Origin of the sequence: [Clostridium] citroniae WAL-17108 (assembly GCF_000233455.1) — a bacterium.
GTDB lineage: Bacteria > Bacillota > Clostridia > Lachnospirales > Lachnospiraceae > Enterocloster > Enterocloster citroniae.
In genome coordinates, this window is sequence record NZ_JH376420.1 from 1,990,085 (window position 1) to 2,011,697 (window position 21,613).

Annotated in this window: 29 protein-coding genes; 1 reads left to right on the forward strand and 28 read right to left on the reverse strand. The window is 45.2% G+C overall.

The features are described from left to right. Window positions 1–15: 15 nt before the first annotated feature. From HMPREF9469_RS31205 to HMPREF9469_RS09035, 12 genes are all read right to left on the reverse strand, one after another. The gene (locus HMPREF9469_RS31205) at window positions 16–153 is read right to left on the reverse strand and encodes an XkdX family protein (protein WP_007861149.1); all 138 of its coding nucleotides are present in this window, start codon (window positions 151–153) and stop codon (window positions 16–18) included. 12 nt (window positions 154–165) lie between these two features. Next, window positions 166–576, reverse strand: coding sequence for a hypothetical protein (locus tag HMPREF9469_RS08985; protein WP_007861152.1), 411 nt, complete (start codon window positions 574–576; stop codon window positions 166–168). A gap of 345 nt (window positions 577–921) precedes the next feature. Further along, window positions 922–1,587 (reverse strand): hypothetical protein, encoded by a 666-nt coding sequence (locus HMPREF9469_RS08990; protein WP_007861153.1) that lies wholly within the window; start codon window positions 1,585–1,587, stop codon window positions 922–924. A gap of 209 nt (window positions 1,588–1,796) precedes the next feature. Next, a complete protein-coding gene (locus HMPREF9469_RS09000; RefSeq protein WP_007861156.1) occupies window positions 1,797–2,561 on the reverse strand; it encodes a hypothetical protein in 765 nt (254 codons plus the stop codon). Between the two features lie 13 nt (window positions 2,562–2,574). Further along, window positions 2,575–3,072 carry a hypothetical protein gene (locus tag HMPREF9469_RS09005; RefSeq protein ID WP_007861157.1) on the reverse strand — a complete coding sequence of 166 codons (498 nt, stop codon included), beginning with the start codon at window positions 3,070–3,072 and terminating at the stop codon, window positions 2,575–2,577. A 12-nt stretch (window positions 3,073–3,084) separates the two neighbouring features. Further along, entirely contained in the window at window positions 3,085–3,897 is an 813-nt protein-coding gene (locus tag HMPREF9469_RS09010) for a hypothetical protein (RefSeq protein ID WP_007861158.1), read from the reverse strand. Then, on the reverse strand, window positions 3,851–4,081 hold the full coding sequence (locus HMPREF9469_RS09015; RefSeq protein WP_007861160.1) for a hypothetical protein: 231 nt from the start codon (window positions 4,079–4,081) through the stop codon (window positions 3,851–3,853). The genes HMPREF9469_RS09010 and HMPREF9469_RS09015 overlap by 47 nt, the downstream gene beginning before the upstream one ends. Further along, window positions 4,071–6,152, reverse strand: a complete 2,082-nt coding sequence (locus tag HMPREF9469_RS09020; RefSeq protein WP_007861161.1) for a tail fiber domain-containing protein — start codon at window positions 6,150–6,152, stop codon at window positions 4,071–4,073. The genes HMPREF9469_RS09015 and HMPREF9469_RS09020 overlap by 11 nt, the downstream gene beginning before the upstream one ends. Window positions 6,153–6,164: 12 nt before the next feature. After that, window positions 6,165–6,554, reverse strand: a complete 390-nt coding sequence (locus HMPREF9469_RS09025) for a DUF6711 family protein (protein ID WP_007861162.1) — start codon at window positions 6,552–6,554, stop codon at window positions 6,165–6,167. A 68-nt stretch (window positions 6,555–6,622) separates the two neighbouring features. Continuing rightward, entirely contained in the window at window positions 6,623–6,763 is a 141-nt protein-coding gene (locus HMPREF9469_RS32410) for a hypothetical protein (protein ID WP_007861166.1), read from the reverse strand. A 1-nt stretch (window position 6,764) separates the two neighbouring features. Further along, the gene (locus HMPREF9469_RS30600; protein WP_007861167.1) at window positions 6,765–7,532 is read right to left on the reverse strand and encodes an ORF6C domain-containing protein; all 768 of its coding nucleotides are present in this window, start codon (window positions 7,530–7,532) and stop codon (window positions 6,765–6,767) included. Window positions 7,533–7,640: 108 nt separating this feature from the next. Then, window positions 7,641–7,865, reverse strand: coding sequence for a helix-turn-helix domain-containing protein (locus HMPREF9469_RS09035; RefSeq protein ID WP_007861168.1), 225 nt, complete (start codon window positions 7,863–7,865; stop codon window positions 7,641–7,643). A gap of 128 nt (window positions 7,866–7,993) precedes the next feature. Here HMPREF9469_RS09035 and HMPREF9469_RS30605 point away from each other — a divergent pair, with 128 nt between their 5' ends. Further along, complete coding sequence (locus tag HMPREF9469_RS30605) at window positions 7,994–8,539, forward strand: helix-turn-helix domain-containing protein (RefSeq protein ID WP_007861169.1); 546 nt, start codon at window positions 7,994–7,996, stop codon at window positions 8,537–8,539. Between the two features lie 301 nt (window positions 8,540–8,840). Here HMPREF9469_RS30605 and HMPREF9469_RS32610 read toward each other — a convergent pair whose 3' ends face one another. The 16 genes from HMPREF9469_RS32610 to HMPREF9469_RS09120 form a co-directional block, all read right to left on the reverse strand. Continuing rightward, on the reverse strand, window positions 8,841–9,422 hold the full coding sequence (locus HMPREF9469_RS32610) for a hypothetical protein (protein ID WP_007861170.1): 582 nt from the start codon (window positions 9,420–9,422) through the stop codon (window positions 8,841–8,843). A gap of 55 nt (window positions 9,423–9,477) precedes the next feature. Further along, window positions 9,478–12,474: a hypothetical protein gene (locus HMPREF9469_RS09050; RefSeq protein WP_227884182.1), complete on the reverse strand. Its 2,997-nt coding sequence runs from the start codon at window positions 12,472–12,474 to the stop codon at window positions 9,478–9,480. A 104-nt stretch (window positions 12,475–12,578) separates the two neighbouring features. Beyond that, window positions 12,579–12,860, reverse strand: coding sequence for a hypothetical protein (locus HMPREF9469_RS09055; RefSeq protein ID WP_007861172.1), 282 nt, complete (start codon window positions 12,858–12,860; stop codon window positions 12,579–12,581). A gap of 101 nt (window positions 12,861–12,961) precedes the next feature. After that, entirely contained in the window at window positions 12,962–13,396 is a 435-nt protein-coding gene (locus tag HMPREF9469_RS09060) for a DUF6096 family protein (protein WP_007861175.1), read from the reverse strand. Window positions 13,397–13,414: 18 nt separating this feature from the next. Further along, window positions 13,415–13,825 carry a phage tail tube protein gene (locus HMPREF9469_RS09065; protein ID WP_007861177.1) on the reverse strand — a complete coding sequence of 137 codons (411 nt, stop codon included), beginning with the start codon at window positions 13,823–13,825 and terminating at the stop codon, window positions 13,415–13,417. Window positions 13,826–13,839: 14 nt separating this feature from the next. Then, window positions 13,840–14,199, reverse strand: a complete 360-nt coding sequence (locus HMPREF9469_RS09070; RefSeq protein WP_007861179.1) for a hypothetical protein — start codon at window positions 14,197–14,199, stop codon at window positions 13,840–13,842. Beyond that, window positions 14,199–14,720 carry an HK97-gp10 family putative phage morphogenesis protein gene (locus HMPREF9469_RS09075; RefSeq protein WP_007861180.1) on the reverse strand — a complete coding sequence of 174 codons (522 nt, stop codon included), beginning with the start codon at window positions 14,718–14,720 and terminating at the stop codon, window positions 14,199–14,201. Before HMPREF9469_RS09075 ends, HMPREF9469_RS09070 begins: the two co-directional genes overlap by 1 nt. Next, window positions 14,717–15,088: a hypothetical protein gene (locus HMPREF9469_RS09080; RefSeq protein WP_007861186.1), complete on the reverse strand. Its 372-nt coding sequence runs from the start codon at window positions 15,086–15,088 to the stop codon at window positions 14,717–14,719. Before HMPREF9469_RS09080 ends, HMPREF9469_RS09075 begins: the two co-directional genes overlap by 4 nt. Then, a complete protein-coding gene (locus HMPREF9469_RS09085) occupies window positions 15,033–15,383 on the reverse strand; it encodes a phage head-tail connector protein (protein ID WP_007861188.1) in 351 nt (116 codons plus the stop codon). Before HMPREF9469_RS09085 ends, HMPREF9469_RS09080 begins: the two co-directional genes overlap by 56 nt. Next, complete coding sequence (locus tag HMPREF9469_RS09090) at window positions 15,376–15,624, reverse strand: Rho termination factor N-terminal domain-containing protein (protein WP_007861190.1); 249 nt, start codon at window positions 15,622–15,624, stop codon at window positions 15,376–15,378. The genes HMPREF9469_RS09085 and HMPREF9469_RS09090 overlap by 8 nt, the downstream gene beginning before the upstream one ends. 11 nt (window positions 15,625–15,635) lie before the next feature. After that, window positions 15,636–16,577 (reverse strand): hypothetical protein, encoded by a 942-nt coding sequence (locus HMPREF9469_RS09095; protein ID WP_007861192.1) that lies wholly within the window; start codon window positions 16,575–16,577, stop codon window positions 15,636–15,638. A 19-nt stretch (window positions 16,578–16,596) separates the two neighbouring features. Further along, the gene (locus HMPREF9469_RS09100) at window positions 16,597–17,238 is read right to left on the reverse strand and encodes a DUF4355 domain-containing protein (RefSeq protein WP_007861193.1); all 642 of its coding nucleotides are present in this window, start codon (window positions 17,236–17,238) and stop codon (window positions 16,597–16,599) included. A 142-nt stretch (window positions 17,239–17,380) separates the two neighbouring features. After that, the gene (locus HMPREF9469_RS09105; RefSeq protein WP_007861194.1) at window positions 17,381–18,466 is read right to left on the reverse strand and encodes a minor capsid protein; all 1,086 of its coding nucleotides are present in this window, start codon (window positions 18,464–18,466) and stop codon (window positions 17,381–17,383) included. Then, window positions 18,459–19,877, reverse strand: a complete 1,419-nt coding sequence (locus HMPREF9469_RS09110) for a phage portal protein (RefSeq protein WP_242827900.1) — start codon at window positions 19,875–19,877, stop codon at window positions 18,459–18,461. Before HMPREF9469_RS09110 ends, HMPREF9469_RS09105 begins: the two co-directional genes overlap by 8 nt. Before the next feature lie 4 nt (window positions 19,878–19,881). Next, window positions 19,882–21,168 carry a PBSX family phage terminase large subunit gene (locus HMPREF9469_RS09115; RefSeq protein ID WP_007861200.1) on the reverse strand — a complete coding sequence of 429 codons (1,287 nt, stop codon included), beginning with the start codon at window positions 21,166–21,168 and terminating at the stop codon, window positions 19,882–19,884. Beyond that, a complete protein-coding gene (locus tag HMPREF9469_RS09120) occupies window positions 21,140–21,583 on the reverse strand; it encodes a transposase (RefSeq protein WP_007861208.1) in 444 nt (147 codons plus the stop codon). The genes HMPREF9469_RS09115 and HMPREF9469_RS09120 overlap by 29 nt, the downstream gene beginning before the upstream one ends. Between the last annotated feature and the right edge of the window lie 30 nt (window positions 21,584–21,613).

Sequence of the window (21,613 nt, forward strand, 5' to 3'; positions counted from 1 at the left end):
GTACCTCGCTTTTCCTTATTCTGTGGTGTTTGTCTCACCGGTAATCTCCTTGTAATCTGCCTCAGATAATTTACCGGCCGCCACCAGGGCCTTAAGCCGGTCAATGTCCCACAGCCTCGGGTAATATTTCTGTGCTAATCCTTTCACATCCATGGTCTCACCTCCTTATAAATCGATACCGGCCATTATAGCCACAAAATCAACATCAGCCCTAAGTTTGTCCACCTGCGCCCCTACGCCCGGCTGTTCGAGTGTCAGCATTGCCACACGGCCATATACAGCTGCTGTTGTAACGGTACCGTCCTCCTCATACTGCTCCGGGGTAATAAGATAGTGATCATCAATGGACTTGGGGTTGCCCAACACGGTATAGCCATCATATACGGCCAGGATGCTGCCATCCTCATTGATGGTCTTAATCTGCTCCGTGGCAGCCGTGTCCTCAAAAACGGCCACGATATCCTCCACTGGTTCCGCTGCCAGGAAAATAAGTTGCAGTGTGCTGGGTGTGGAGGATGTGCCACCGATAACAAGCGGATACTCCTTACCATTTTTTAATCTGATTTTTTCATTCATAATTTTTCCTTTCCGCCCAGCCGGACATACCGGACGCCGGGCAATAAAATAAGCCCCAATAGGGACCTGATTAACAAGTTTCGTTCGTATTCAAAATAGCAATTTGACTGATGTTTCCAATACAGCTGCTACGGCAAATAACAAAGTCATCCTGAATGGTGTTAAGAACATTAATGGGTTTACAACTGTCTATTCTGACCGCACTGATCGGGCAATCCAGTTGCAATACGCATCCGGAGAGATTGCATCAATAGCCTTTAATAATACGGGAATTTGGTATGACTTTTACAATGGAACCACTTGGAACCAGGTTTGGAAACTTAATAAGCCGACATAATGATCATTTTACCATCCCTCCGAAACAACTTTAGATTGATTGGTTGCCCAGTTGTCAGTTGTCCGGTACATGGTAAGTTGCCCCGTATTCTCAATTTGGAGGCGATACCGTATACTCTCTCCAATGTTTAGTGTCATGGCTGCCCACTGGTTATTATTGGACAATTCCACATACCATCCTTCTGTTCCTTTGGTTCTTACCGTGGATCCAGCAAGGGGGCCATCATAACCGCTGGAAAAATTTTCCTCAAGCGAGGATACGCGATTATTTGTACTTCCCAAATTGCTATTTATGTCATCTTTTACAGATTTCAAGTACGCACTGGAAGGGACCTTATCTGTAGCAGTGGATTCCGTTTGTGCGATATTTGCTTTTGCAAATAATTTCGTCATAACCTTATCTGCGACAGCATCAATCAACGCCTGAACAGTTGAATTACTACCGGCGGCCACTACCATCCCCTGTGTATCTTTGGCCGGTACCCCCGCTGCAGATCCCGGATATCCCTGCCCATGTAACTGCCAATAAGCTGTATTGGTCGGTACATTTCCCTTGGTACTTTTCAAAGCTACATAGCTACTCCCATTGTATGTAACAAGATCAAGAATCTCGTAAGTTGTATTTGCATTGTATGCCCCTTTGGGGACTACCATTACTTTTCCTAAATCCTCCATTAAGTCACCTCACTTTTAAGATGTCCATCAGATCCCAACGTGAATTTAAGGTTGGCATCCTGGTGGGCCTGTAAATGCCCTGTACTGGCATTTATTTGTAAATATGTTGTGTCAAAGCGGTTATTATTTACATAGGTCTTTACCTTACCCCATAAATAGACTACCCCATTCTTATCAATACTCTTTGCGGCCATACACGACCACCACCTTTACACGCAAATGGAATCAAGTTCAGCATTAGTGATATAGTCAATATTAAATATCTCACCCAAACTATCCCATTGTGTACCATCCCAAGCTACATTAGCACCAGCAGCCCCATATTTTGATGCCGCTTTTATATTATAGACATCTCCCGCTATTTGTCCGGTTGTAGGTAGGGCCGCCTCATTATCTACTGATCCTTTATATTTGTACATCCCAGCAATATCTGATTTTAAAGCATATGTAGACGCTGCTCCAAAAGCTGAAAGCTTTGTAAAATCAGCTTTGCTCATAAGGCCATCTTTTGACGCTGTGGCCACAGTATAGGTAGTATTGGGCGGGGATTGCCACGTCCCATCACCGCGCAGATACTTAGTCTGAGCACCAATAGCTGGCTGCGGAACGAGACCATGTGCTCCCGCAGTATCCGCTGAGGCTCCCTTCATATCACTATAAGTTGTGTCACTAAACTTGGCGTTTGCTGGTACATCAATGGCAACAGTGTGTCCCCCAACCGTTGCAGCATTTCCTCCATTTGCGGGCATGGATGTAGGCTTGTTCTTTATAAATGCATCAGATGCTGTGTCTGTCACACTCCAGTCACTTTGCACATTTACCTCAGCCCCGGAGGCAACACCGCTAAGTTTGTTCTTTTCGGCAGTGCTATAGTCGTTGGTTGACAACCCCTTGCCTGCTTCCTTTGTAACAAATATGCTCTTAATTTTATTCCACAAATATAGAACACCGTTTTGGTCTAATGACTTTCCCACTCTCTTATCTCCTTTACTTTAAAATTTCTTCCAGTTCTAAGTTACTTAGTGGAGTAGGGATATTCCGCCACACCTCCAATAATTCCGCGTCTGTTGCTAACCCCTCATCAAGATCCACCCAAACATATCCGTCTGGACCTCGGGCAAGCATTTGTCCCTCTTCGCCTCCAGACGGAAGCAACCGCGAATATGCCGGTTCCTCTGGTGTCACATAGTCCCCAGGTTTTTCCCGATCAGTAACCACAAGAATGATTTTTTGTACAGTCTTTCCGCTGTTCATATCAGCATAATAAACATACACATCAATATCATCAGCATATTGTAACAGGTAATCTGGAATAAGGACCTGCATATCTTGGATATATTGGGTGATCGCTTTACCATGCTGGCAAAAATGTATTTCAGTTCCGTTTGGTATCTCTAGTCCCCTGATCTCTAATATTTGTCCATAATCGTATCGGGTAAGCCCATATACAATACAAGGACTATCTTTATAATCTGCAACTATCATATGTCCCCTCCATCATCCTATTTGCACTGTGAGATGACCTGTCCCCGTATTAACGGCAAAAGAAGTCTCAGATATATGTGTCATGTTTTCGGCATGTTGGGCAGCGGCCTGTGCAGCGGCACAATACGCTTTGGCATTATCAGATGTATCCCCTTCCTCTACGCCACCTACTGCATACCTTTTAGATTTATCAGCAAAATACTTAGCGTTGTTTCCATCAAATCCCGTTCCGCCGATTGCCCATCCTTGTGCCGTGCTGGCAGCCTGCTCCGCCACTCCTTTAGCGGTCTGTGCATCTAGGGTGTATTGACGGATAGTTGACATGATGGTCGGTTCAAGCTTTGCCAGTGTAATCTTTCCATCTGGGATATCGGCGCTTATGTTCTTGCCATTAACAGTAAATTGTATCCTATCAGTATTCGTAAAGGTATATGTATCAATAAATTTTGATAGAGACACCTTTTGCTTAGTTCCATCAGCTAATTCCAGGACAAAATTATTCCCCTCCAAATAACAATTAAGTGCTATTTTTTCAACAGCGGAATCATGTGTCACTTTAGATCCATCAAGCCTCGTAAACGTCATGACTCCTGTGGTATCATTCATTTCAAAATTCACAAACACATTTGTCAAATCTGATGCATCCGCCTTATCCTGCGCCAGGATAAGGATACGATTATCCATCTCATTGATACCATCCTCAATATGATTCAGATGGACCTCATTAATGGGTGATTCTATGCTTGGCTTATTCCTCCAAGTAAATGGATAATAGTACTTAGACAGTGCCGTTGCTGCTCTGCTCATCCTGCTCAGTAATCCCATCCTGATCACTTCCTTTCTTCGATTTCAGATATTCTTCCAGTGGCTTTCCTGATTCCAGTATAGTGGCTGCCGTAGCCAGTTTCCTTGCTGCCTCGATCCCGGTAAGGCTAAGGCTGTTTAAAAAACTCATCACTGACTGTATATCCTTCTGACTGTGTACGATCATTCCTTCATTATTTGGCATGTAATACCTCCTTCAATTTACTGATCTGTTCTTGCTGTGCTTGGATAGCCCCGGCCAGCAAGGCAACATAGCTTGTGTATGGTAGGGCATAGTAACCATCCAGCATGGTATACAGTGGCAAGTCTGATTCTATTTCCGCTACATCCTGTGCTACAAAGCCCATGTCTTTCTCATTGGCCCCCAGCATATAAAATGTCATTGGTCTTAACGCCATTGTGACAGCAAGCGCTGCCTCAGAGGATATAGGGTTGATATCGCTTTTCATCCGGCGGTCACTCCACCACTCCCCGGCCCTGCTACTATATATCTGGGTACACTGGATATCATCTGCATATATGTCACCAGACACTATATCCCGCATCTCAGACGATCCATTAACTGTCAGGCGGTCAATATTGGCATTTTGGGCGGACATTGTACTGACGCCAATGGAGCTGGAGTTTGTTGTCCCGGATATATCTGCCATTATCAGCTTAATATTTTTGGCTACCAATCCTCCAGATGCATCCCAAGTCAAATTACCATTGGCCGCACCACCAGAGCCATCCGCGTTCACATAAAAGTTGCTGCCCTTAAAGACAAAATGCCCAGCCTCCATAGTAATGCAGGATCCTGCCTTATTGACTTCCAGATTAATGGATGCTATCAGATCCCCACGGCTTACCTTGGCTTCAATTTGTCCGGCCAGGACGCTTATGCTGCCAGCCAGTTCCACTTCCTGATCTGTTGCCCGCTTTACTTCTGCGGTTATCTTGTCGGACACCACTTTAAGCTGAGCTGTGGTCTGCTTTTCCAGGTCCATCACCGTGGCAGATACCTCATCCACACTCCGTACTATGACGGCCGTCTTACCCTTAAGCTGTATGATCTCATTCTGAATGCCAAAACTCTGCCCTTGTGTTTTGGTCCCCTTGGCCTCCACGGTATCCATCATTGCTTGTATGCCGCTCATGGTCCTGGTAAGCACAAAAGTAGCTATCTCCATGTCTGTGGTGATAGCTCTCAGACCATCCCCTACCTCGATCCACGGCATAGCGTAGGATGCTATCTTAGCTGGCCGGTATGTCTTGCCCGCGATTGTGTCATATATGGACCATGCCAACCGGGTAAGATCTGCGCTCCCAAGTCCATAGGCCAGGAAATTCCCTTCCACCACATAGGTATTTCCACCGGAGCCAACCACAGCGCCTATATCCCCCTCTTCCTGCCGGACCTGTACCCGGTCTATCCCATCAATAAGATAGTCCTCATAGGTAATGGATTTATAATATTCCAGTTCCTCCGCCGCTGCCCATCCAGATTGTGGATACAGGTCATCACCAGGGTACAGGGTATCAGATGGATACAGGCCGGTATCTTGTAGGCTTACATATACTAATGTCCCCGTACGGTCAAAATGCCCAAACACGCCATTAATCTCACAGATGGCTTTAAGCACATCCCGGCCACATAATGATTCGGGGCTGATAGTCTTACCAACCACCAACCCGTCATTGATAAGTGCTGTCTGCTCCTGCGGAACCCCTATCTCATCACACAGACTATCCCTCAATTCCTTGACTGTATGGGTGGCATCGTCCGTGGGATACATGGCATGATACCAATCTGACACATCCACATCAAACTTGACCATCCTGTCATAGGCCGTGATTTTCCGTTTCCTACGGTCTGCTTGCCGGATCACACTGTCCACCACATAGATTCCATAGGCCATCTTATAATCACCTATATTCAGTGTGGCAGTAAACTCTCGTCCCTCAATCTCATCCTCAACATCGGCAACAGTGATCACAAACTTGGCTGCCTCACAGCTTCCCCAGATGATGTTATTTCCAGACGATAAGTTTTCGGTAAGGTTTAAAGTCTCCGCGCATATCCGGTCCATTCCAATAGTTAGCCATGCTGCTCCAGCATCAGCAGGATACAGATCGTACGCAGGATATAGGTCATTTGATGGATACAACGAATCTACTCCGCCATCAAAAAAAGACAGTTCCAGATGTTTCACTGTCTCTGCCCTGTTATTGTCTGACCGGCACCGCTGCTTTATAATCTCCGGTACATCCAGCACCTTACCACCTCCTTAATACTCGATCATCGCTATACGGATGGGGTTATATCGTATATCATTGTCGCTAACATCATAATATGGAAACTGGATGTCTGGCACGTAAAATGTACCCGTTACATACTCGTTCTGCTCATCATTCCAGTACTCTACTTCCATGGTCACGCGGTCTGGGAAATAAGATTGCATGTCTATTTTATCCATTAAGTGCATAAAGGGGGTTGTCCACTCAATCTTCGTCCTGGTGTGCGGTAATACATTTCGGTGTAGAGCGCCGTACCCATCCTGATAGGAATCCTCATCCTGCCGCTGATCCGGGGTTGCGTTATATGATGCATGAGCTATGTAGTCCATGGGAAATATACGACCATCAAATTTCAACAGCCATCCTTTGTATGCAGGCATACGCACCACCTCCTTTCTTGAAGAATATGTATAAAAAGAACGCCCCGGAGGACGTTCTGATTATTTTGCTATGCTGTTTGTTTTTTATGGTTTGCCCAGTTTAAGGCTATAGCAACTGCACGCGCTACCTTTATATCTGTCTCATCATACTCTTTCAGTTCTTTTTTGCAGATTTCAACAAACTCATCCTCATTAATCGGATATGACATATTAGGCCACCTCCTGGCTTATATTCATCTGTGCATTGCAATCAGAAATCTGCTCTGCCAGAATCAAAGGAGGTTCATAACCACCAATAATACTTACTGCAATATCACATTGGCTTCTTTTGATAGCCTTATATGTACTAACCCCAAACTGCCGATACAACTCACGGTAAATGTCTCTGTAAAGCCTTTGCCTTAGTGAGTGGTCTTTATATGCATTGCTGTTTTTACCACCCAGGCACTGTACCCCTTTTTTCTTTACAGCATTGGTAATCCTATCTTCTTCGATTCCAAGAATGGGCATGTCCTGCTTAAACTGCTGTAAATCCTGGTTGACAGCTTCTACTTTTTCATCCACTTCGAGTATTGCCTGATTCTGGAGGCGTAGCTGTTCCGTGGCAGATAGTTTCTTGGGCATTTCGTAGTAACCAGTTTTACGGAGGGTGGGGAGGACTTCCATAGCGAGCCATCGCTGATATCTCTGCGCCCTCTCATTGTTGGCTTTCATGCCAAGGAGATAGTACAGGCTTTCAGGGATATAATCATCTTTCGCACATTCGTGTGCGAAACCCAACTCCTTACAATACCCATTTAATCTTGACCACATTACAGAAGTATACTCTTTGCCATTTTTCACTTCTGTTCTAAACCACCCAAAACCCATTGCGGTATCTTCTGCACTAACTGAAATGCTCCCATCAGGATTCATAAGTGTCCGCACCTGCAATCCCAGTTCTTCATTCTCAAATACCATAACTTCATTCTTTTTCATGAAATAAATTTTCCTCCTTGAAAATCCAAGTGGAATCCTTTATAATTGAATACATGGATTCCTGTTGTTAACGGGTTCTGCATTGGAGTAAACACGCACTCGCCAAAGTTATCGTGTTTGCTCTTTTTTTGTTTCTTCATCTTGCAATATTTCAGTTACTCGTATCCCCAACCCTTTGGAAATTTTCCCTAGTGATTGTAATGTTGGACTGGAATTTCCTCTAATATAATTGGAAATTGATGCTGCCGAAACTCCGCTGAGTCTAGCAAGCGCTCTAACGCCTGTTTCCTTTTCTGCCATTATAATCAATAATTTCCGATTATCAAGACGCATTGTTCTTCCTCCTTTCCTTTGTTTATTTTTTCATAACATGTTTATTATATGTTTACCTTTGCGTATTGTCAAGTACTTTGTTTACTTTTTCATAACAATGAAGTATACTTAAGCCAGGAGGTGTAATTATGTTTGGAACACGTTTAAAAGAACTTCGTACTGCTCATGGATATACATTAAGACAACTTGGTAAGGAGCTTGATATTTCATATTCATCACTCAGCAATTATGAGAATGGGGTTCAGCAACCAAATTATGAAACACTGGAAAAAATAGCTACATTTTTTAATGTGCGCTTGGATTATCTTACTGGGAAATCAGATATTCCTTCCTTTAATGGTCTCGTTTTTAATGATGACATAAAAAGTATACAGGAATCATATAATAATGCACCATTGATGATACAGGAAAAGCTTTCGCTTATCCTTGATAACTTATATCTTATCTGTAATGAACTGATGAGATCCCCTAATAGCACACAATGTATGGAACGTTTCCAAGATATAATGAAAAATCTTCTTTCCATACAGACCATAGCCCAAAAGTCATCATTTGTAGATTCAGCAATGCCAGACTTATCAGACATTGAAAATGCTTATAAAAACTATCAGTCCGAAAAAAATAATCTTGTCAGTAACCTTGATCTGTTTTTTGAGAGTCTAAGAAAGCACTAGTTATGTCCAAGTTTTCTTATTCGGAGCATATCATATCTGAATCCATATGTAAACAATGCTATTGTTTACACAATTCCGTCTGTTTATTTGCAATTTTTTACTGTCATTTTTATTAACAAAAGTTATTAAAAGTTATTAATAGCTATTAAAAGTTGTTAAAAGTTATTAGACGGTTTTAGATAGTAACAAAGCATATAAGTTGTCTGAAAATTATGTTTTATGGTATACTGTATTTTTTTCAGAAACATTTATAAATCTCTTCCGAGCATAACAAAAGCACCCGGTCCCCAGGTGCTTTTTCCTATACCTTAAATTTCTTTCCACATTTCAAACATGTAACCTCGATCTTTTTTGCGCCGATACTCCCGGCCAACGCTCCGCCGATCACACCAAAGGCCAGCGTACCGACCACAGCCTTTCCCATGCCAAAGCCTTTTTTGTTGGCTGAAAGGGATGTGGATCCGCAACGCGGGCATCTCGCTTGGTTATTATCAGCCTGACTTGCTATGACCTGCTTATTAATAGACTCCGATTTAGATTTTTCAATGACAATAGGCTCGTATGATATTTTATACTTAATAGCATCAGTTAATGTATGTTGAATATCACATTTACACCGCTCTGTCATTATCTTATGTAAATGCTCAAGATCTTCTCCATATCTGCTATTTGATAATAATGTGTATTTTTTAGGGGCTTTCATATGCCGATTTCCAATAACTATTATGTATTTGTCCAATGTCATTTCCCAATAGAGCAAGATATAATCTTCGATTTTCCCATATGGGCAGTAACCAAAATTACGTTTATCTTTTAACTCCAAGTTTCCATATTTATAACAAATAGAATCCCCATTATCAAAGCGAATCTGCAACTCTTCCATCTAATCAACCTCCCTGCACCTCATATACAGAGTATACCAGATACAGGGAGAAATGTTAATATGCCAATCCTAATTGTCTGCCAGTTTTTTTTCGATACTCTCCCGCTCCTGACTTCCACAGATCAACTACATCATCCTTATTCACCCCTGGCTTTGCAAGTATCGCCCTAAGAAGGTCATTCTGTTCTCTTAACAGACGGTTCTGTTCTGCATTTGCCGTGTATACTGCATTTGCAATGCCGTCCGTTATCTGATCCTTATTCGCTACGGCTGATCTTCCGCCAATACGCCCCACCATTTCTGGACCAGATTCATTTGCTATAAATAATTGTCCTCTATTCGGGAATCCCCCCGCTGCAAATTTCTGTACCGGCACAATTTCAACGCTAGTTCCCTGGCCAATCCCAACAGCATCAGCTATGCCATCCCCAATGCCGCCAAAGAAGTCATTAACTTTCTGTTTAAGCCAACCACCCATGGATAATATACCGTTCCACACACCTTTTAAGATGTTCTTGCCTATATCAATCATCTTACTAGGTAGTTTGTTAAACCAGTCAATGATAGCATTCAGTATTTTAGGCACTTCTGTTCCTACCCATCCGATTGCATCTGTAGCCCATTGCACTATGGTGTCTTTGAACTTAATAATTGCATCATATATTTTTCCAGGAAGTTCCGTAAAGAATGCCACAATGTTTCCAATAATCTCCGTGACTTTCTCACTAAAGGTATTCCATGTTTCAGTTGCCCACTGGACAACATTGTCTTTAAATTTAATGATAGCCTCATATATTTTTCCAGGTAATTCTGTAAAAAAGTTAACCACAGATTCAATGATTTTAGGTACTTCCTCTTTTACTGTGGTGATCATGTTATTTACCCAGTCAACAATAGTACCTATAGCATATCCAATGGCATACCCGATTTTATATGGCAGCCCATCAAACCATTTTACGATATCGTTGATTATCCGGCTTATGGAAGTAGGGACACCCTTAAACCAGTCAATTAACCCATTCCATTTTTCAATGGAATAGCTAGATACCGTATCCCAAACCCCAGCAAACCAAGCTGGAATACCCTCGAAAAACGGAACTACCGTTCCTGTCCACCATGTAGGTATTGTATCTGTGAAAAACTGTACAATCTTGTCCCAATTTAAAATAATGGCTACTACTGCTGCTATAACAGCAGCAACTATTGCTGCACCTACGGCTATTGCAGCTGCGCTTGCCGCCGATAAACCTGTCACAAATGAACCTATAGCCCCTAACGCGGTTCCTATTGCAGATGCAAAAGCAGCTAGTTTAGGAAAACATGCTGCAAAAGCTTCACCTAATGTACCTGCCCCACCAGCCACCAGTTTGAGCATCTCAACCAGTTTAGAACCCGCTATTGCCGATGCAATCGCTTTTATACCTGTAACCAGTTTATTACCGGTTAGAAATGCCACAAAACTTTTGATAACGCTTACGGCCGTGTTCAGTCCCTTAAAGGCCAGCATTGCCGTTGCAATCGCTCCGATTCCATATCCTATCGCTCTGGCTGTTTCTGGGTCAATCTTTCCGATAGCTGTCGCCAGGGCATCAATTCCGCCCGGCACTACAACATTTATGAAATCTGCCCCCAGCGCTGCCATGTCCTCGTAAAAGTCCAGCAGCCCCTCCCCAACGGCCTGTGCAAATGGCTCCAAGACAGACCACAGGTTCCGCAATGCCTCATTGATGGCCGTCCAGTTTATCGTAGTGAGGAAGGAATTGGTTATGTCAATAAATCGCGGGAATCCCTCTCCCAATGCCCAGTTTCCAAGCGGTTTAAGGAAGTAGTCCCAGAAGTCTTTAAGACCTGTCCAGGCAAAGTTGCCAAGCTGTGACAGCCCTTCATCCCACAGTCTCTTTAATGCTTCCACTGTTGGGTCTGCGGCAGCCATCAGGTCATTAAGGATATCACGGATTCTCTGTGCTGCGGCCTCTATCTCTGGGTTTACAGTCACATCTCCGAATAGTTCTCCTGACATACTTCCGAAATCAGGAATATCACCACCTGCGCCACCAGAGCCGCTCCCACTGGAACCACGGCTGGAACTGAGGTTGTTTAATTCATCAAAACCGGCAAGCTGCTTATTCATCTCCTTTGCAGACTTGGCTGCATCAGACATGTTCCCGGCAACCGCGCCAGAGGAACCAACTGCATTAGACATAGCATCAGCCGCATCTGTTACTGGATCTCCGCCTCCCGAAGCATCACCAAACAGAGCCGCTGTGAATGCCTTGAAATAGCTCGCAAGCACCTGGAGTTTAGCAATAATGGTATTGATTACTTGGATAACAGGAGTAAATGCATTGATTAATCCCTGACCGATGGTAGCCTTTAACGATTCAAACCGCAATGTAAGAACTCGCACCTGGTTAGCCCATGAATCGCTCGTCCTAGCAAAATCTCCAGACGCATCCGACAGCTGCGCCATAACAAATTGATACCGGAGCATAACTTTTTCCTGCTCGGTCATCTTCGCCGTGGTTTTACCAAAGCCATTGTTTAAGGCATACTGGTCTAAGGCTGTCTGGGTCATAACAACGCCGAGATCCTTGAGCGATTCTGTTTCACCCGTGAAAATGCTCTTGAGTTTTAAATAGGCAACATCCTGTGATAAGTTGTAAAATGATGCTACGTCACCTGTAAGACCCGTAATGGCCGCTGACATGTCATATCCGGCCTTTCCAGTAATTCCAAAGGATTTCGCCATAGCTCCATATGTACCCATGTATTTCTTGGCCATTGTTTCCGACAAGCCGAATGATTTTGCTGCATCTTGTGCAAACTCATTTACCTTGCCGGACATGGATCCAAAGGTGACATCCACCACATTTTGGACTTCCGCAAGGTCCGAACCAAGGTCAATGCACGACTTTCCAAACGCAACAATGGCACCGATACTCAGTACCGATGCCAATATGGCCCCAACCTTTTTCCATGAGTTTGCTATCCTGGCTGTCTGCCGCGCAATCCGGTCCGTAACCTGTGCCGTCTTGGCCTGCACTTTTTCCATCTGCTCCTGATATGGCTTCGTGTAAGCTTCTATGATAACTTTAAGCTTTTCAAGTGTTATTCCGCTTCCGTCCGTTATCCTCACCACCTTCCTGCGCTATATTTTCAGCTTAACCCCCGCCGCCTGCGCATCTCATTGTATCTTGCGGCATACTCCCTGCGTGATTCCCTGGCCCGTTCCAACTCCTCCGCCTTCTGCCGCTCTTCAAACGTTTTTTTCTCATCTGCAAACAATTCCGGGTATGCATCCCACACATGCGGCAGAGTTATTTCATTTTTATCATCAAACAGCTTCTGCATATGTATTCCCAAGAGATCCGCAAGCTGGAAGCGTGAGGATATTTCCTCCTTCACTCGCCGCTGTTCTTTCCGGGCGTATGACTCCATCAAGTCCCGGACCTCTCCAAGCGAATACTCCCAGAACTCCCCCGGTCTTATCCCGCAGTCTAGTGCTAAAGGATAAAGATCATAAATGAGATCGGATATGGTTACATCTCGTCCTTGAGATCCTCCCTCTTGTCCATCACACTCTCCCTCTGGTTCTCCGTAAAAAAACCACTCACCAGCATAATTTCCATGATGACATCAACCATGAGGTCCATTTGGGTGCCGCCTTCATCCGCATACTGGTCATACAGGGCCTGTACATCCTTATATTTAACACCATGTTTCCAGGGCGTCATGGCCGCCTGAATCACAGTAAGCATGATTCCCAACTGTGGCAATCCACCACTCTGCATAATCAATGTCACCAGATTACAGCGGAATTTTTCTTCCAATTTACAAATCTGCTGGGTGGTAAGCTTAAGTTTGTAATCTTCTCCACCAACAGTCCAATATGCAAATGCCTTTCTTCTATTTTTAAGTTCTTCAACTGTTTCAACCTTTTTCTCGTTCTCTTCGTCCATTCCAAATTGTCCCATATTCCATTATCCTCCTTATTATGTAGGGTCCGTCACGGTCAAATCGCTCTGTAATGATATTGCAAGATTAAATTCAATCACACCGTTTACTCCGCCACCAGTTCTTTTTACGGATACCTGTCCGTCAAATTCTGTTGTGGTACCGTCAATCAGTGTTTCCTGGAATGACAATACCTCTCCTGCATCCTGTGCTGCCCTCATGACACGGTACGGGCAGTCAGCTTTGGAATTATCATACTTAAATTTGTATGTAATATCGCCAGCATCACCAATACCATTTTCATACTGCTTATTTTTGTCAGTCAGACAGGTATTCTCTACCTTCTCTGGTTCAATACCCATTTCCGGAATTTCTTTAAGCCCTGGAAGGTCTGTAAATGTAGAGCCTCCTGACTTCTTATATCCCAATTTTGCGCCATTAGCTAACATCCAATTCTCCTTTCTTACATGTTGTGATAGACCTCTTTGGTATCTACATCAATCACCATTTCATACCTCATCTGTTTGTGCTTTCTACCACTCGGATCATCCACATCCTGGCTTCCTGTACGCAACAGGCCCAGCTTTTCAATTGCGGCATCTACAGCTACGGCTGCAGCAGTTGTACTTTTTCTGTGCCATATATCTATCCTATACCTGATATACGCCTTCTGCTCCCTCATATCTGTATACTCGACAACCTTGTTGTCCTCTTCCATATACTGAATGGATAAGTCCTTCTCCCAGTCCTTAGGATAACAGTCCGTCACATTGTCTGTGACCGTAAGCAGCGCAGCATATACCTCATCCTTAACATTGATCATTACTTACACGCCTTTCTTAATTCTCGTTTCAGGGCATTCTCCAGCCTCTCCACTACCTTGTCCTCATTATCCTTTAAGGCAGGATACATAAATGGCTGCGCCGGTTGGCCTGTACACTGGTAAAACCGTCCATCTGGAGTATCCAAATAAAACCAGTGATATTCTTCAGCTGCTTCTTTGTCCACCTGGCTCTCATGTATCCACCAGGGAGACATTGTGTACGCTGGATTGGAGACAGGGGATATCCCTGAATGGTTTGCGGCACCTTTGGGGCCGGTACCCATCTCAACATACATAGCGTAGGCTTTATTGGTGTAAATGGTCCCAATTATCCTGTCATCCATGCTCTCTGTCATTGACTTGATGCTATTTCTCAATTCTCCATGTCGGACGGGACATAACAGCTTGGCTTCTGCTTGTATGCGTTTGGACTGCTGCCCCACAAGCCGCTCCATTTGCTGATCACAAACCTGCTCCAATGCTGCAAACTTTCTTTCCAACTCTTTTTGACCTTGAATCATAACTTTTCCACCTCCAGCGTCAGGAACCGGTAAGGGTATATAGCAACTACCCTATAATCCGGCTCCGCCTCTCCAGAGACATACAGGCATATCCCATCATTGGCCGTAATGATCGGGCCATCAGCAATTGCATAGCTTACTTTACCGGATCCCGGTACTTCCTGATAGGTTCCTTGGATTCTAAGGTTACGGATATTAGGCAATCGCTGCCCATACATCTCAGCCTGTACTTTTCCGCCTGCCGACCACTCCTCGGCCTGGAAGGATACAGCCGGTCCATACTCCGTATATGCGCTTCCCTCACTGTCCTTTTTAGGTATTGCTGCCCGGTGATGGTACGTCCCCAGCCTGCTCCGTCTTAGCCTCATACGTCCTGCCTCCTATCCGTGCCAACCTGTACCTGTCCAGTGTGTCATAAATGTGCTTTGGGGCGTTATCAAAGCTGTATGATTCCCCTCCGCCACTCCTGCTGGACTCGCCCTCGGTCCCCATCCGGTTAAGGGCTATCACGGCCAAGTCACGTACGGCCTTTTCCAGACCTGTTACTATCTTTGTACGTCCAGTATAGGACAGCACAAAAGCCGTGGCGTCATCCAGCAAAAGAGAGAGTAATACCTCATCACTCTCCCCTGTCAGTTTTTTCAGTATTTCGATGTCAGTCATCCATGGTCACATCCTTAAGGACCGCCAGCAATTCCGCCTTGGTCAGGGATCCGGCCCCTTCTATCCCCTTTTTCTTTGCCAGGGACTTTAATTCAGCAACGGACATTTTATCAGGAGATTTATCCTCCGACCCTACCGTTTCCGTGGCTGTACTTCCGATTTCCTGGAACCCCAAGGCTTTCAGCTTGTCCGCCTGTTCACCATCTGCAACCCGCTCCACATTATCCTTAATCAGCCTCATAAGCTACCTCCTTATCCCTCAGATGGGGCAGCATCTTTGATACTCAGATAGATGCTGTCCAGTTTATTATCCAGCACCCAGATGTCGTGGAACCTCCGGTAATCCATCTGCCATGCATTCAGTTTCTGGTTGATGGTAGGGTCAAAGATACGCATGATATCCTGCTTAGTGACTGCAATGGGTGTTGTGCGCGGGCAGACAAAAAAGTTGATATCCTTCGCTGTGGTTCCTTTCACATAGCCACCCTTTTCCTGCCCTGAGGTCTTACCATCGTAGATAGTAATTGCCGTATACATACGATTGGACGGGGTGGAGATAATCGGTACCTCATCAACAGAAGGAACCGCAGTCTCAATTCCCCCTTTTGAAAACGTGGTACTTGTAATCTTCCCAGACAGCTCCATTTCCAATTCTATGATCATATCAGGTGTGGCATGGATTACAAGCGGGCCATTGTACAGTTCCCGGATTGCCTTGATCCCTTCCTTGATTTTCCGAAGGGCCGATGTCCCGGTGGCTCCCGGTGTATAACCATAGGACACCATGCCAGCCTTCTTCGCCGTGATTGTCTCTGTTGCAATCTTACTGATACGGTATGCATCAATCTCGGGAACCACAAACGTCCGCTGGAATTCTCCCATGACTGCGGCTGCTGTGGTCACAAAGTTGTTCTCGTTAATGTCGACAGGATCAATCTGGAACTTGCGGCCCCTATCCTGGGTCATCTTCCTGGTTTCATACTCCAAGGTAACTCCACCCTGCTGGTATCCATTGTCCCGATCATAGTCACCCAAGCCCTGGACGCTCATCTTCGGGATCTTTACCTCTGCACCTCCGTTATAAATCACCTGTCCAGCATTTGCATCCATCCATCCTGTAACGGCCTCCCGGATTGCTACCTTATCCAAAGTGTTCTGAAAAAGTGTTGCTGTTGCTAATGTGTTAATTGCCATAGTCTTCTATCATCCTTTCTTATATGCTTCCCATCATCAGGTTTTCTACCTGTTTTGCAAGATCATCATCTCCACCTGTTGGTGCTTTCTTCGGCGGCGTACCGCCCTTCAGCTTCTCTTCCACAGCAGCCTGTACGGCCTCCTGGAAGGCTTTCTCTACAGCAACCATGGATTTATTACATGATTCCGCATCCGTGTAATTCAACACTTCTGCAAGCCCTACAGGTAGTTTCTTTTCAGCCAGCGTATTCTTTGCCTCGGCCATCAGCTCCCGGCGGGTTATGTCCGCTTCACGGGCTGCCAATGCTTTCTCATGTTTCTGTTGCAAGTATAAGGCTTTCTCTTCTTTCGTCATCTTTGCCAGCTTTTCAGCCTCGGATAGTTTATCATCCGTAAGAACCTTCCACTTCTCCTGTGCTTTTGCAAGTGCTGTCTCAATGCCCTTTTGCATCCTACGATCAAACTCAGCTTGGTGACCATCCTTTAATATGTCATCAAATGATGGGGGATCTGCCTTCCCTCTTTCTTCCCCGGATGTTCCACTGTTCTCACCTTCAGCTCCGTCACCATTGCCGCCTTCGGCCCCAGCGCCGTCTCCACTTGCTGCAAAAAGTTGCAGGTTCATTGGCACTCGTTCCCTGCTATGTGATTCTTTTCTCATTAATTACTCCTTTCCGCCCCAGCCTGTTCATTCGCCCAAGCCGTTGCATAAAAATAACACCCAGGAAAGTCCCGCGTGTATATTCTCTATAATCGTCATTTTACTATTTCCCATTTTGTAGAGTGCTTTTCCTACGTTCATCTCACTTCTTTTTCATCCTTTTCAGTTCCTTTTCCTTTTCCTCAGCTTCTTTGTTTCCCTTGACATATTTATTATGCCACTGTTCGTATGTCATGTTAGCGGGTACTGTCTCTGCCCTACCAGTGGCTGGATTCCTGGCCCTTCGCTGCATCTGAGACAATTCATCATCCGAGATATCACAGATGGTTGTGGACCGGCACCATGGATGCATAGGCGGGCAATTAAAGCCGGGCTGCTGCTCAGACACCTTAAACCGTTTACCATCCAATTTCCGGCATACGGTTGATGTCTTAAGATCCAGGGTTGCCACATAGATATATGTCTCAATGCCGCAATCCTCATAGGACTGCATTTCCATCTGGTTTGCCAAGTTGCAGGATTCAGTCCGTACCAATCTCCGGGCATTGCTGGCCCCCTGGGCATACTTGTTGGATATGATATCGGCCACCTCACTGTCAGTCCGACCTGTCACCATGTTGATCAGCAACTCCTGCTTTAGGTCCTGCGCAAGCGCCCTGGTATTATGCCAGATACGGTCTGAGTAATTGGAACCAGACCATTTGCTGTTAATCACCCGGTCTATTGCCTTGTGATCTATCACGGCGAAAGAAAAACCCAGCCCCACCCGTTGCTGGATATCAAAGATGCTCTTATAATATGCCTCGTTGGCAAGGTCTACATAATGGCTTGTGCTCCTGACCTTCTCCTGCTTATAAATCTGCTGCATGGTCAGGTCAATCTGGTTCTGGAGTTGCTGGAGCCGTTCAAGCCGTGCCTGGAATGCTGGGCTTTCCAGTTCTGCAAGGATCTCTGCCGCTGTCTGTCCCCTTCCTGGCGCCCTTAATGCCTGTTTCAATTCATCCAGGGAGGTCTTGTCCTTTAAGTCATTTAGCAGCCTGTAAGCCTCCGCATCCGTTAGATGATGCTTGCGCTTGTACCGTTCAAATATCTTATCCAACTCATGACTGATGTACCCTGATGCTTTTTGATACAGCTTTGCGATATCGTCCGCCGTATCCTCCGCAGACTGCATGTAATCAAACATCCTCTGGGCCTTCCGGCGCTCCCAGTATGACAGGCTACTCATCTACACCACCCGGCTTCTTGTGTACATCCGGTTCATCCTCATCTCCAGTTGGCGGAGTATTACTCCCAAGACCAAACATGGCCCGCTGCTGCTTTAACGCCTCTTCGGCTTCCTTTTCCACCGCAGCAACCTCCGCATCCACATCATCTACAAACGGTACCTGAGACAGCAAAGTCCTTTTGCTTATCTTTCCCCACAGATTGGAGGTAATCTGACTGATTTCCAGAAGGTTTTTAGGAAGCGCACGGGTAAATGTTGGGGTGATGCCGGATATATCAATATTTATCGCTCGGCTCTTACTCAACCATCCCGAAAACAGACGCATCCGCTTGCGTAGCCCTTTTTTGTAATATCGTGTCTTAATCTTGGTTATGTTCTCCATACCCAGCAACTTAAACTCCATTGCAACTCCAGATACATTCCCACCAAAGGATTCATCTGTCATACATGGAATGTGTGAGAATTTATGTATATCCTGCTCTACAGCTTTTTTTAATATTTCCACTCCCGTCTCATCGAATGTCCGAGTCAGATATTCCGCTTTTGCATCCTTAGGCAGTTCCAGTAGCTTATCATCCTTAAGCCGTTGTGCTGCGGTTTTTCCATCAGTATCCTTCGTATCCTCATCTCCAAGCAGGGCACCATAGAGGGCCAGGATAGAATCTATAAACTGCTCCTTATCGGTGATACGGTCGCTCATCAGTGCGTTGTATGCATCTATCAAAGGTATTTGTAGTTCAAAGTCGCCTATCGCAAGTTTATTATTCCTATATTCGATTACGGGTACCTCGTCAAAATAATGCGGTTCTGGTTCCTCCAGAAGGGACTGAGGCCCCTCAATATCGCGGATATTCAGCACATATTTATAATGCCTGGTTAGCACTGTTGCAACATAGACCATCTGATGTCTGTCACTATCATCCTTCCTCGCATAATAATAGACCGCAAATAGTTCCTTCTGCTCAATGGTGTCATCATAGACCATAAATGTGTTTTCAGGCTCCAACGTCTTGATTGTCAGGTCAGTATCGCCTTCTTCTGGATACACATATTCATAGCACCGCCCATATATAGACAGGTCAAGTCCGTTATCACCATCCGCCTCATCGGCTCCGGCAACTTCAAATGCATCCATCAGCGGTTTGATGTCCTGCTGGCTTTTGTAGCTTACGGGATTTCCGATAAAATAAGAACTGGCTGTGTCTGAAATATCCTTTGCATGGTTACAGACCAGCTTTGTCTTTCTCTTCTCACCCAGTATCTTGTGTTGTCCTTCATAATATTGTTTCAGTTTCTTTAATCTACGCACTTCCTTCTGGTGTTTCATGATTAGGGTGCGGATAGCCTGCTTATCCGGGTTAAGCTCATCCCATCCATCGCGCGGCATTGTGTATGTATATATGGTAACCACCTCCTCAATGTAAACCGTAATCGGATTTCTTCCTGACCTTTGCCTTCCTGTTTGTCATTACATCTTCCAGCGCATACCGTACTGCATCAATGGTATGGTTATCCTTGCCCGGATAACTGCCTTTGAAGTTCCCATTCTTATCCTGCTCCAACTCATACCCGGTGAATTCCCTTGCGGCATTCGGGCAACGATGCTGGTCAATGATGATTTCATTGACTTCATCTGCCAGGAACTCCATTCCAAAGTCCACTGAGCCTGGCCCCTTCCTTGCTCCTACTACCCGTAATCCCAATTCATTCAATGCATCAATTGCCCTGGGGTCCTCGCTGTCCGCTGTTACCACTTTATTAAGCGGATTATACTTTATAATCTTGCCAGCCAGCCTGGTATTCCCCATCCGGGTTCCGTACACTTCACCAAACAGAAAAAGACGCTTTCGCGTCCTGTCATAATGCATTTTTTCATATGCTGCCGGGTCAGCGCCGAAACCAAAATCCAACCCCTGATAAATCCGGTCGAACCGCGCCATTTCTTCCTCTGTGATGGGCCTGACTGTCACATTATCAAATACCTGCCCGCCTGTACCTGTGGCAATTCCAAGATATTCATGTTCGTATGCCTTCGGCTTTGTCTCCTTCAACGATTCTGCTTCGATAAAGAACTGTTCTCCCAGCCATTCAGGTGGTACTGACCTGTAATCGCTATGGTGGACGATTGTATCTTCCCTACTCTGAAGGATATCTTGGTTCACCCAGTTATTCAAAGATTTAGGCGGATTCCAGGAATAGAAAACAAAATACTCTGAACCGCCACGCATCAGCGACTGAAGTATTGTTCGTTCCTCTTCCTCGCCGTCAAACTCCGCCCGCTCTTCGAACCAGATATACTTAAAATATCCATTCGCCAGCTTCACGGATTTTATCTTCTGCGGGTCATCCGCTCCACGGAAGATTATCTTATTACCAAACGGTATGTATGTCAGGCTTAACGGGGAATATCTTATCTTCCAGTCATCCGCAACACCAAGTACATTAATTGCCCAGATAAGCTGCTGGAATACTGACTCCTCCAGAAACCGCCCGACCTTACGCATTGCAATGGCATTTGCCTGCGGGTCCTGCATCATCCCAAGAGGGATTTCCACACTGATGAACGATGACTTAGTAGAGCCACGGCCGCCAGCCAGCTTATAATGGGTATGCCGATGTTCTGCAATATCCCGGTGAAGTCCATAGAAGGAAGGGGCTATCAGGTCAGATAGCCTAACTTGTGTCCGGCTTTGGGATGTCATCAATTATCATCACCCCTCCTATCTGCCCGCTGTGCTCAATGTCCTGCTTATCCCGCCACCTATCCGGTCTCCGGTTCTTCAGCCAGAATATCTGTGCTGTGGTATCTGGCACAACCTCCTTGACCGTGACTGTGACCTTATCTCCATCGGCCGTTTCCTCTGTCTTGGTTTCCTTGTATGAATATCCAAGTGCTCTCTTAAGCAGTGCATTCTCAACCTGGATGTCAACAATCTCTTTTCCCTTTTTTAAGGCCTCCGATATATCCGGATACTTCTTTTTCCACTCATATAACGTTGATGTGGTAATTCCGGCGTTCTCTGCTATCTGCTCATCAATTAAACCGTCTCTCGCCCAAGCTTCCAATTTCAGCAAGCCTTCCGGTGTTAACCAGTATTCAAATTTTCCTTTCGCCATCAGGCTCACCTCCTTTACTCGCTTTATGCT

What these genes read in the sequence shown, in the direction of transcription:
- HMPREF9469_RS09115 (WP_007861200.1), bottom strand. Translation starts at nt 21,168, where the DNA reads ATGACATCCCAAAGCCGGACACAAGTTAGGCTATCTGACCTGATAGCC.
- HMPREF9469_RS31205 (WP_007861149.1), bottom strand. Translation starts at nt 153, where the DNA reads ATGGATGTGAAAGGATTAGCACAGAAATATTACCCGAGGCTGTGGGAC.
- HMPREF9469_RS09050 (WP_227884182.1), bottom strand. Translation starts at nt 12,474, where the DNA reads ATGGAAAAAGTGCAGGCCAAGACGGCACAGGTTACGGACCGGATTGCG.
- HMPREF9469_RS09075 (WP_007861180.1), bottom strand. Translation starts at nt 14,720, where the DNA reads ATGATTCAAGGTCAAAAAGAGTTGGAAAGAAAGTTTGCAGCATTGGAG.
- HMPREF9469_RS09025 (WP_007861162.1), bottom strand. Translation starts at nt 6,554, where the DNA reads ATGCCTGCATACAAAGGATGGCTGTTGAAATTTGATGGTCGTATATTT.
- HMPREF9469_RS30605 (WP_007861169.1), top strand. Translation starts at nt 7,994, where the DNA reads ATGTTTGGAACACGTTTAAAAGAACTTCGTACTGCTCATGGATATACA.
- HMPREF9469_RS30600 (WP_007861167.1), bottom strand. Translation starts at nt 7,532, where the DNA reads ATGAAAAAGAATGAAGTTATGGTATTTGAGAATGAAGAACTGGGATTG.
- HMPREF9469_RS09035 (WP_007861168.1), bottom strand. Translation starts at nt 7,865, where the DNA reads ATGCGTCTTGATAATCGGAAATTATTGATTATAATGGCAGAAAAGGAA.
- HMPREF9469_RS09060 (WP_007861175.1), bottom strand. Translation starts at nt 13,396, where the DNA reads ATGGGACAATTTGGAATGGACGAAGAGAACGAGAAAAAGGTTGAAACA.
- HMPREF9469_RS09005 (WP_007861157.1), bottom strand. Translation starts at nt 3,072, where the DNA reads ATGATAGTTGCAGATTATAAAGATAGTCCTTGTATTGTATATGGGCTT.
- HMPREF9469_RS09065 (WP_007861177.1), bottom strand. Translation starts at nt 13,825, where the DNA reads ATGTTAGCTAATGGCGCAAAATTGGGATATAAGAAGTCAGGAGGCTCT.
- HMPREF9469_RS08990 (WP_007861153.1), bottom strand. Translation starts at nt 1,587, where the DNA reads ATGGAGGATTTAGGAAAAGTAATGGTAGTCCCCAAAGGGGCATACAAT.
- HMPREF9469_RS09085 (WP_007861188.1), bottom strand. Translation starts at nt 15,383, where the DNA reads ATGACTGACATCGAAATACTGAAAAAACTGACAGGGGAGAGTGATGAG.
- HMPREF9469_RS09105 (WP_007861194.1), bottom strand. Translation starts at nt 18,466, where the DNA reads ATGAGTAGCCTGTCATACTGGGAGCGCCGGAAGGCCCAGAGGATGTTT.
- HMPREF9469_RS09055 (WP_007861172.1), bottom strand. Translation starts at nt 12,860, where the DNA reads ATGGAGTCATACGCCCGGAAAGAACAGCGGCGAGTGAAGGAGGAAATA.
- HMPREF9469_RS09080 (WP_007861186.1), bottom strand. Translation starts at nt 15,088, where the DNA reads ATGAGGCTAAGACGGAGCAGGCTGGGGACGTACCATCACCGGGCAGCA.
- HMPREF9469_RS09010 (WP_007861158.1), bottom strand. Translation starts at nt 3,897, where the DNA reads ATGGGATTACTGAGCAGGATGAGCAGAGCAGCAACGGCACTGTCTAAG.
- HMPREF9469_RS09015 (WP_007861160.1), bottom strand. Translation starts at nt 4,081, where the DNA reads ATGCCAAATAATGAAGGAATGATCGTACACAGTCAGAAGGATATACAG.
- HMPREF9469_RS32410 (WP_007861166.1), bottom strand. Translation starts at nt 6,763, where the DNA reads ATGTCATATCCGATTAATGAGGATGAGTTTGTTGAAATCTGCAAAAAA.
- HMPREF9469_RS32610 (WP_007861170.1), bottom strand. Translation starts at nt 9,422, where the DNA reads ATGGAAGAGTTGCAGATTCGCTTTGATAATGGGGATTCTATTTGTTAT.
- HMPREF9469_RS09095 (WP_007861192.1), bottom strand. Translation starts at nt 16,577, where the DNA reads ATGGCAATTAACACATTAGCAACAGCAACACTTTTTCAGAACACTTTG.
- HMPREF9469_RS09070 (WP_007861179.1), bottom strand. Translation starts at nt 14,199, where the DNA reads ATGATCAATGTTAAGGATGAGGTATATGCTGCGCTGCTTACGGTCACA.
- HMPREF9469_RS09120 (WP_007861208.1), bottom strand. Translation starts at nt 21,583, where the DNA reads ATGGCGAAAGGAAAATTTGAATACTGGTTAACACCGGAAGGCTTGCTG.
- HMPREF9469_RS08985 (WP_007861152.1), bottom strand. Translation starts at nt 576, where the DNA reads ATGAATGAAAAAATCAGATTAAAAAATGGTAAGGAGTATCCGCTTGTT.
- HMPREF9469_RS09100 (WP_007861193.1), bottom strand. Translation starts at nt 17,238, where the DNA reads ATGAGAAAAGAATCACATAGCAGGGAACGAGTGCCAATGAACCTGCAA.
- HMPREF9469_RS09090 (WP_007861190.1), bottom strand. Translation starts at nt 15,624, where the DNA reads ATGAGGCTGATTAAGGATAATGTGGAGCGGGTTGCAGATGGTGAACAG.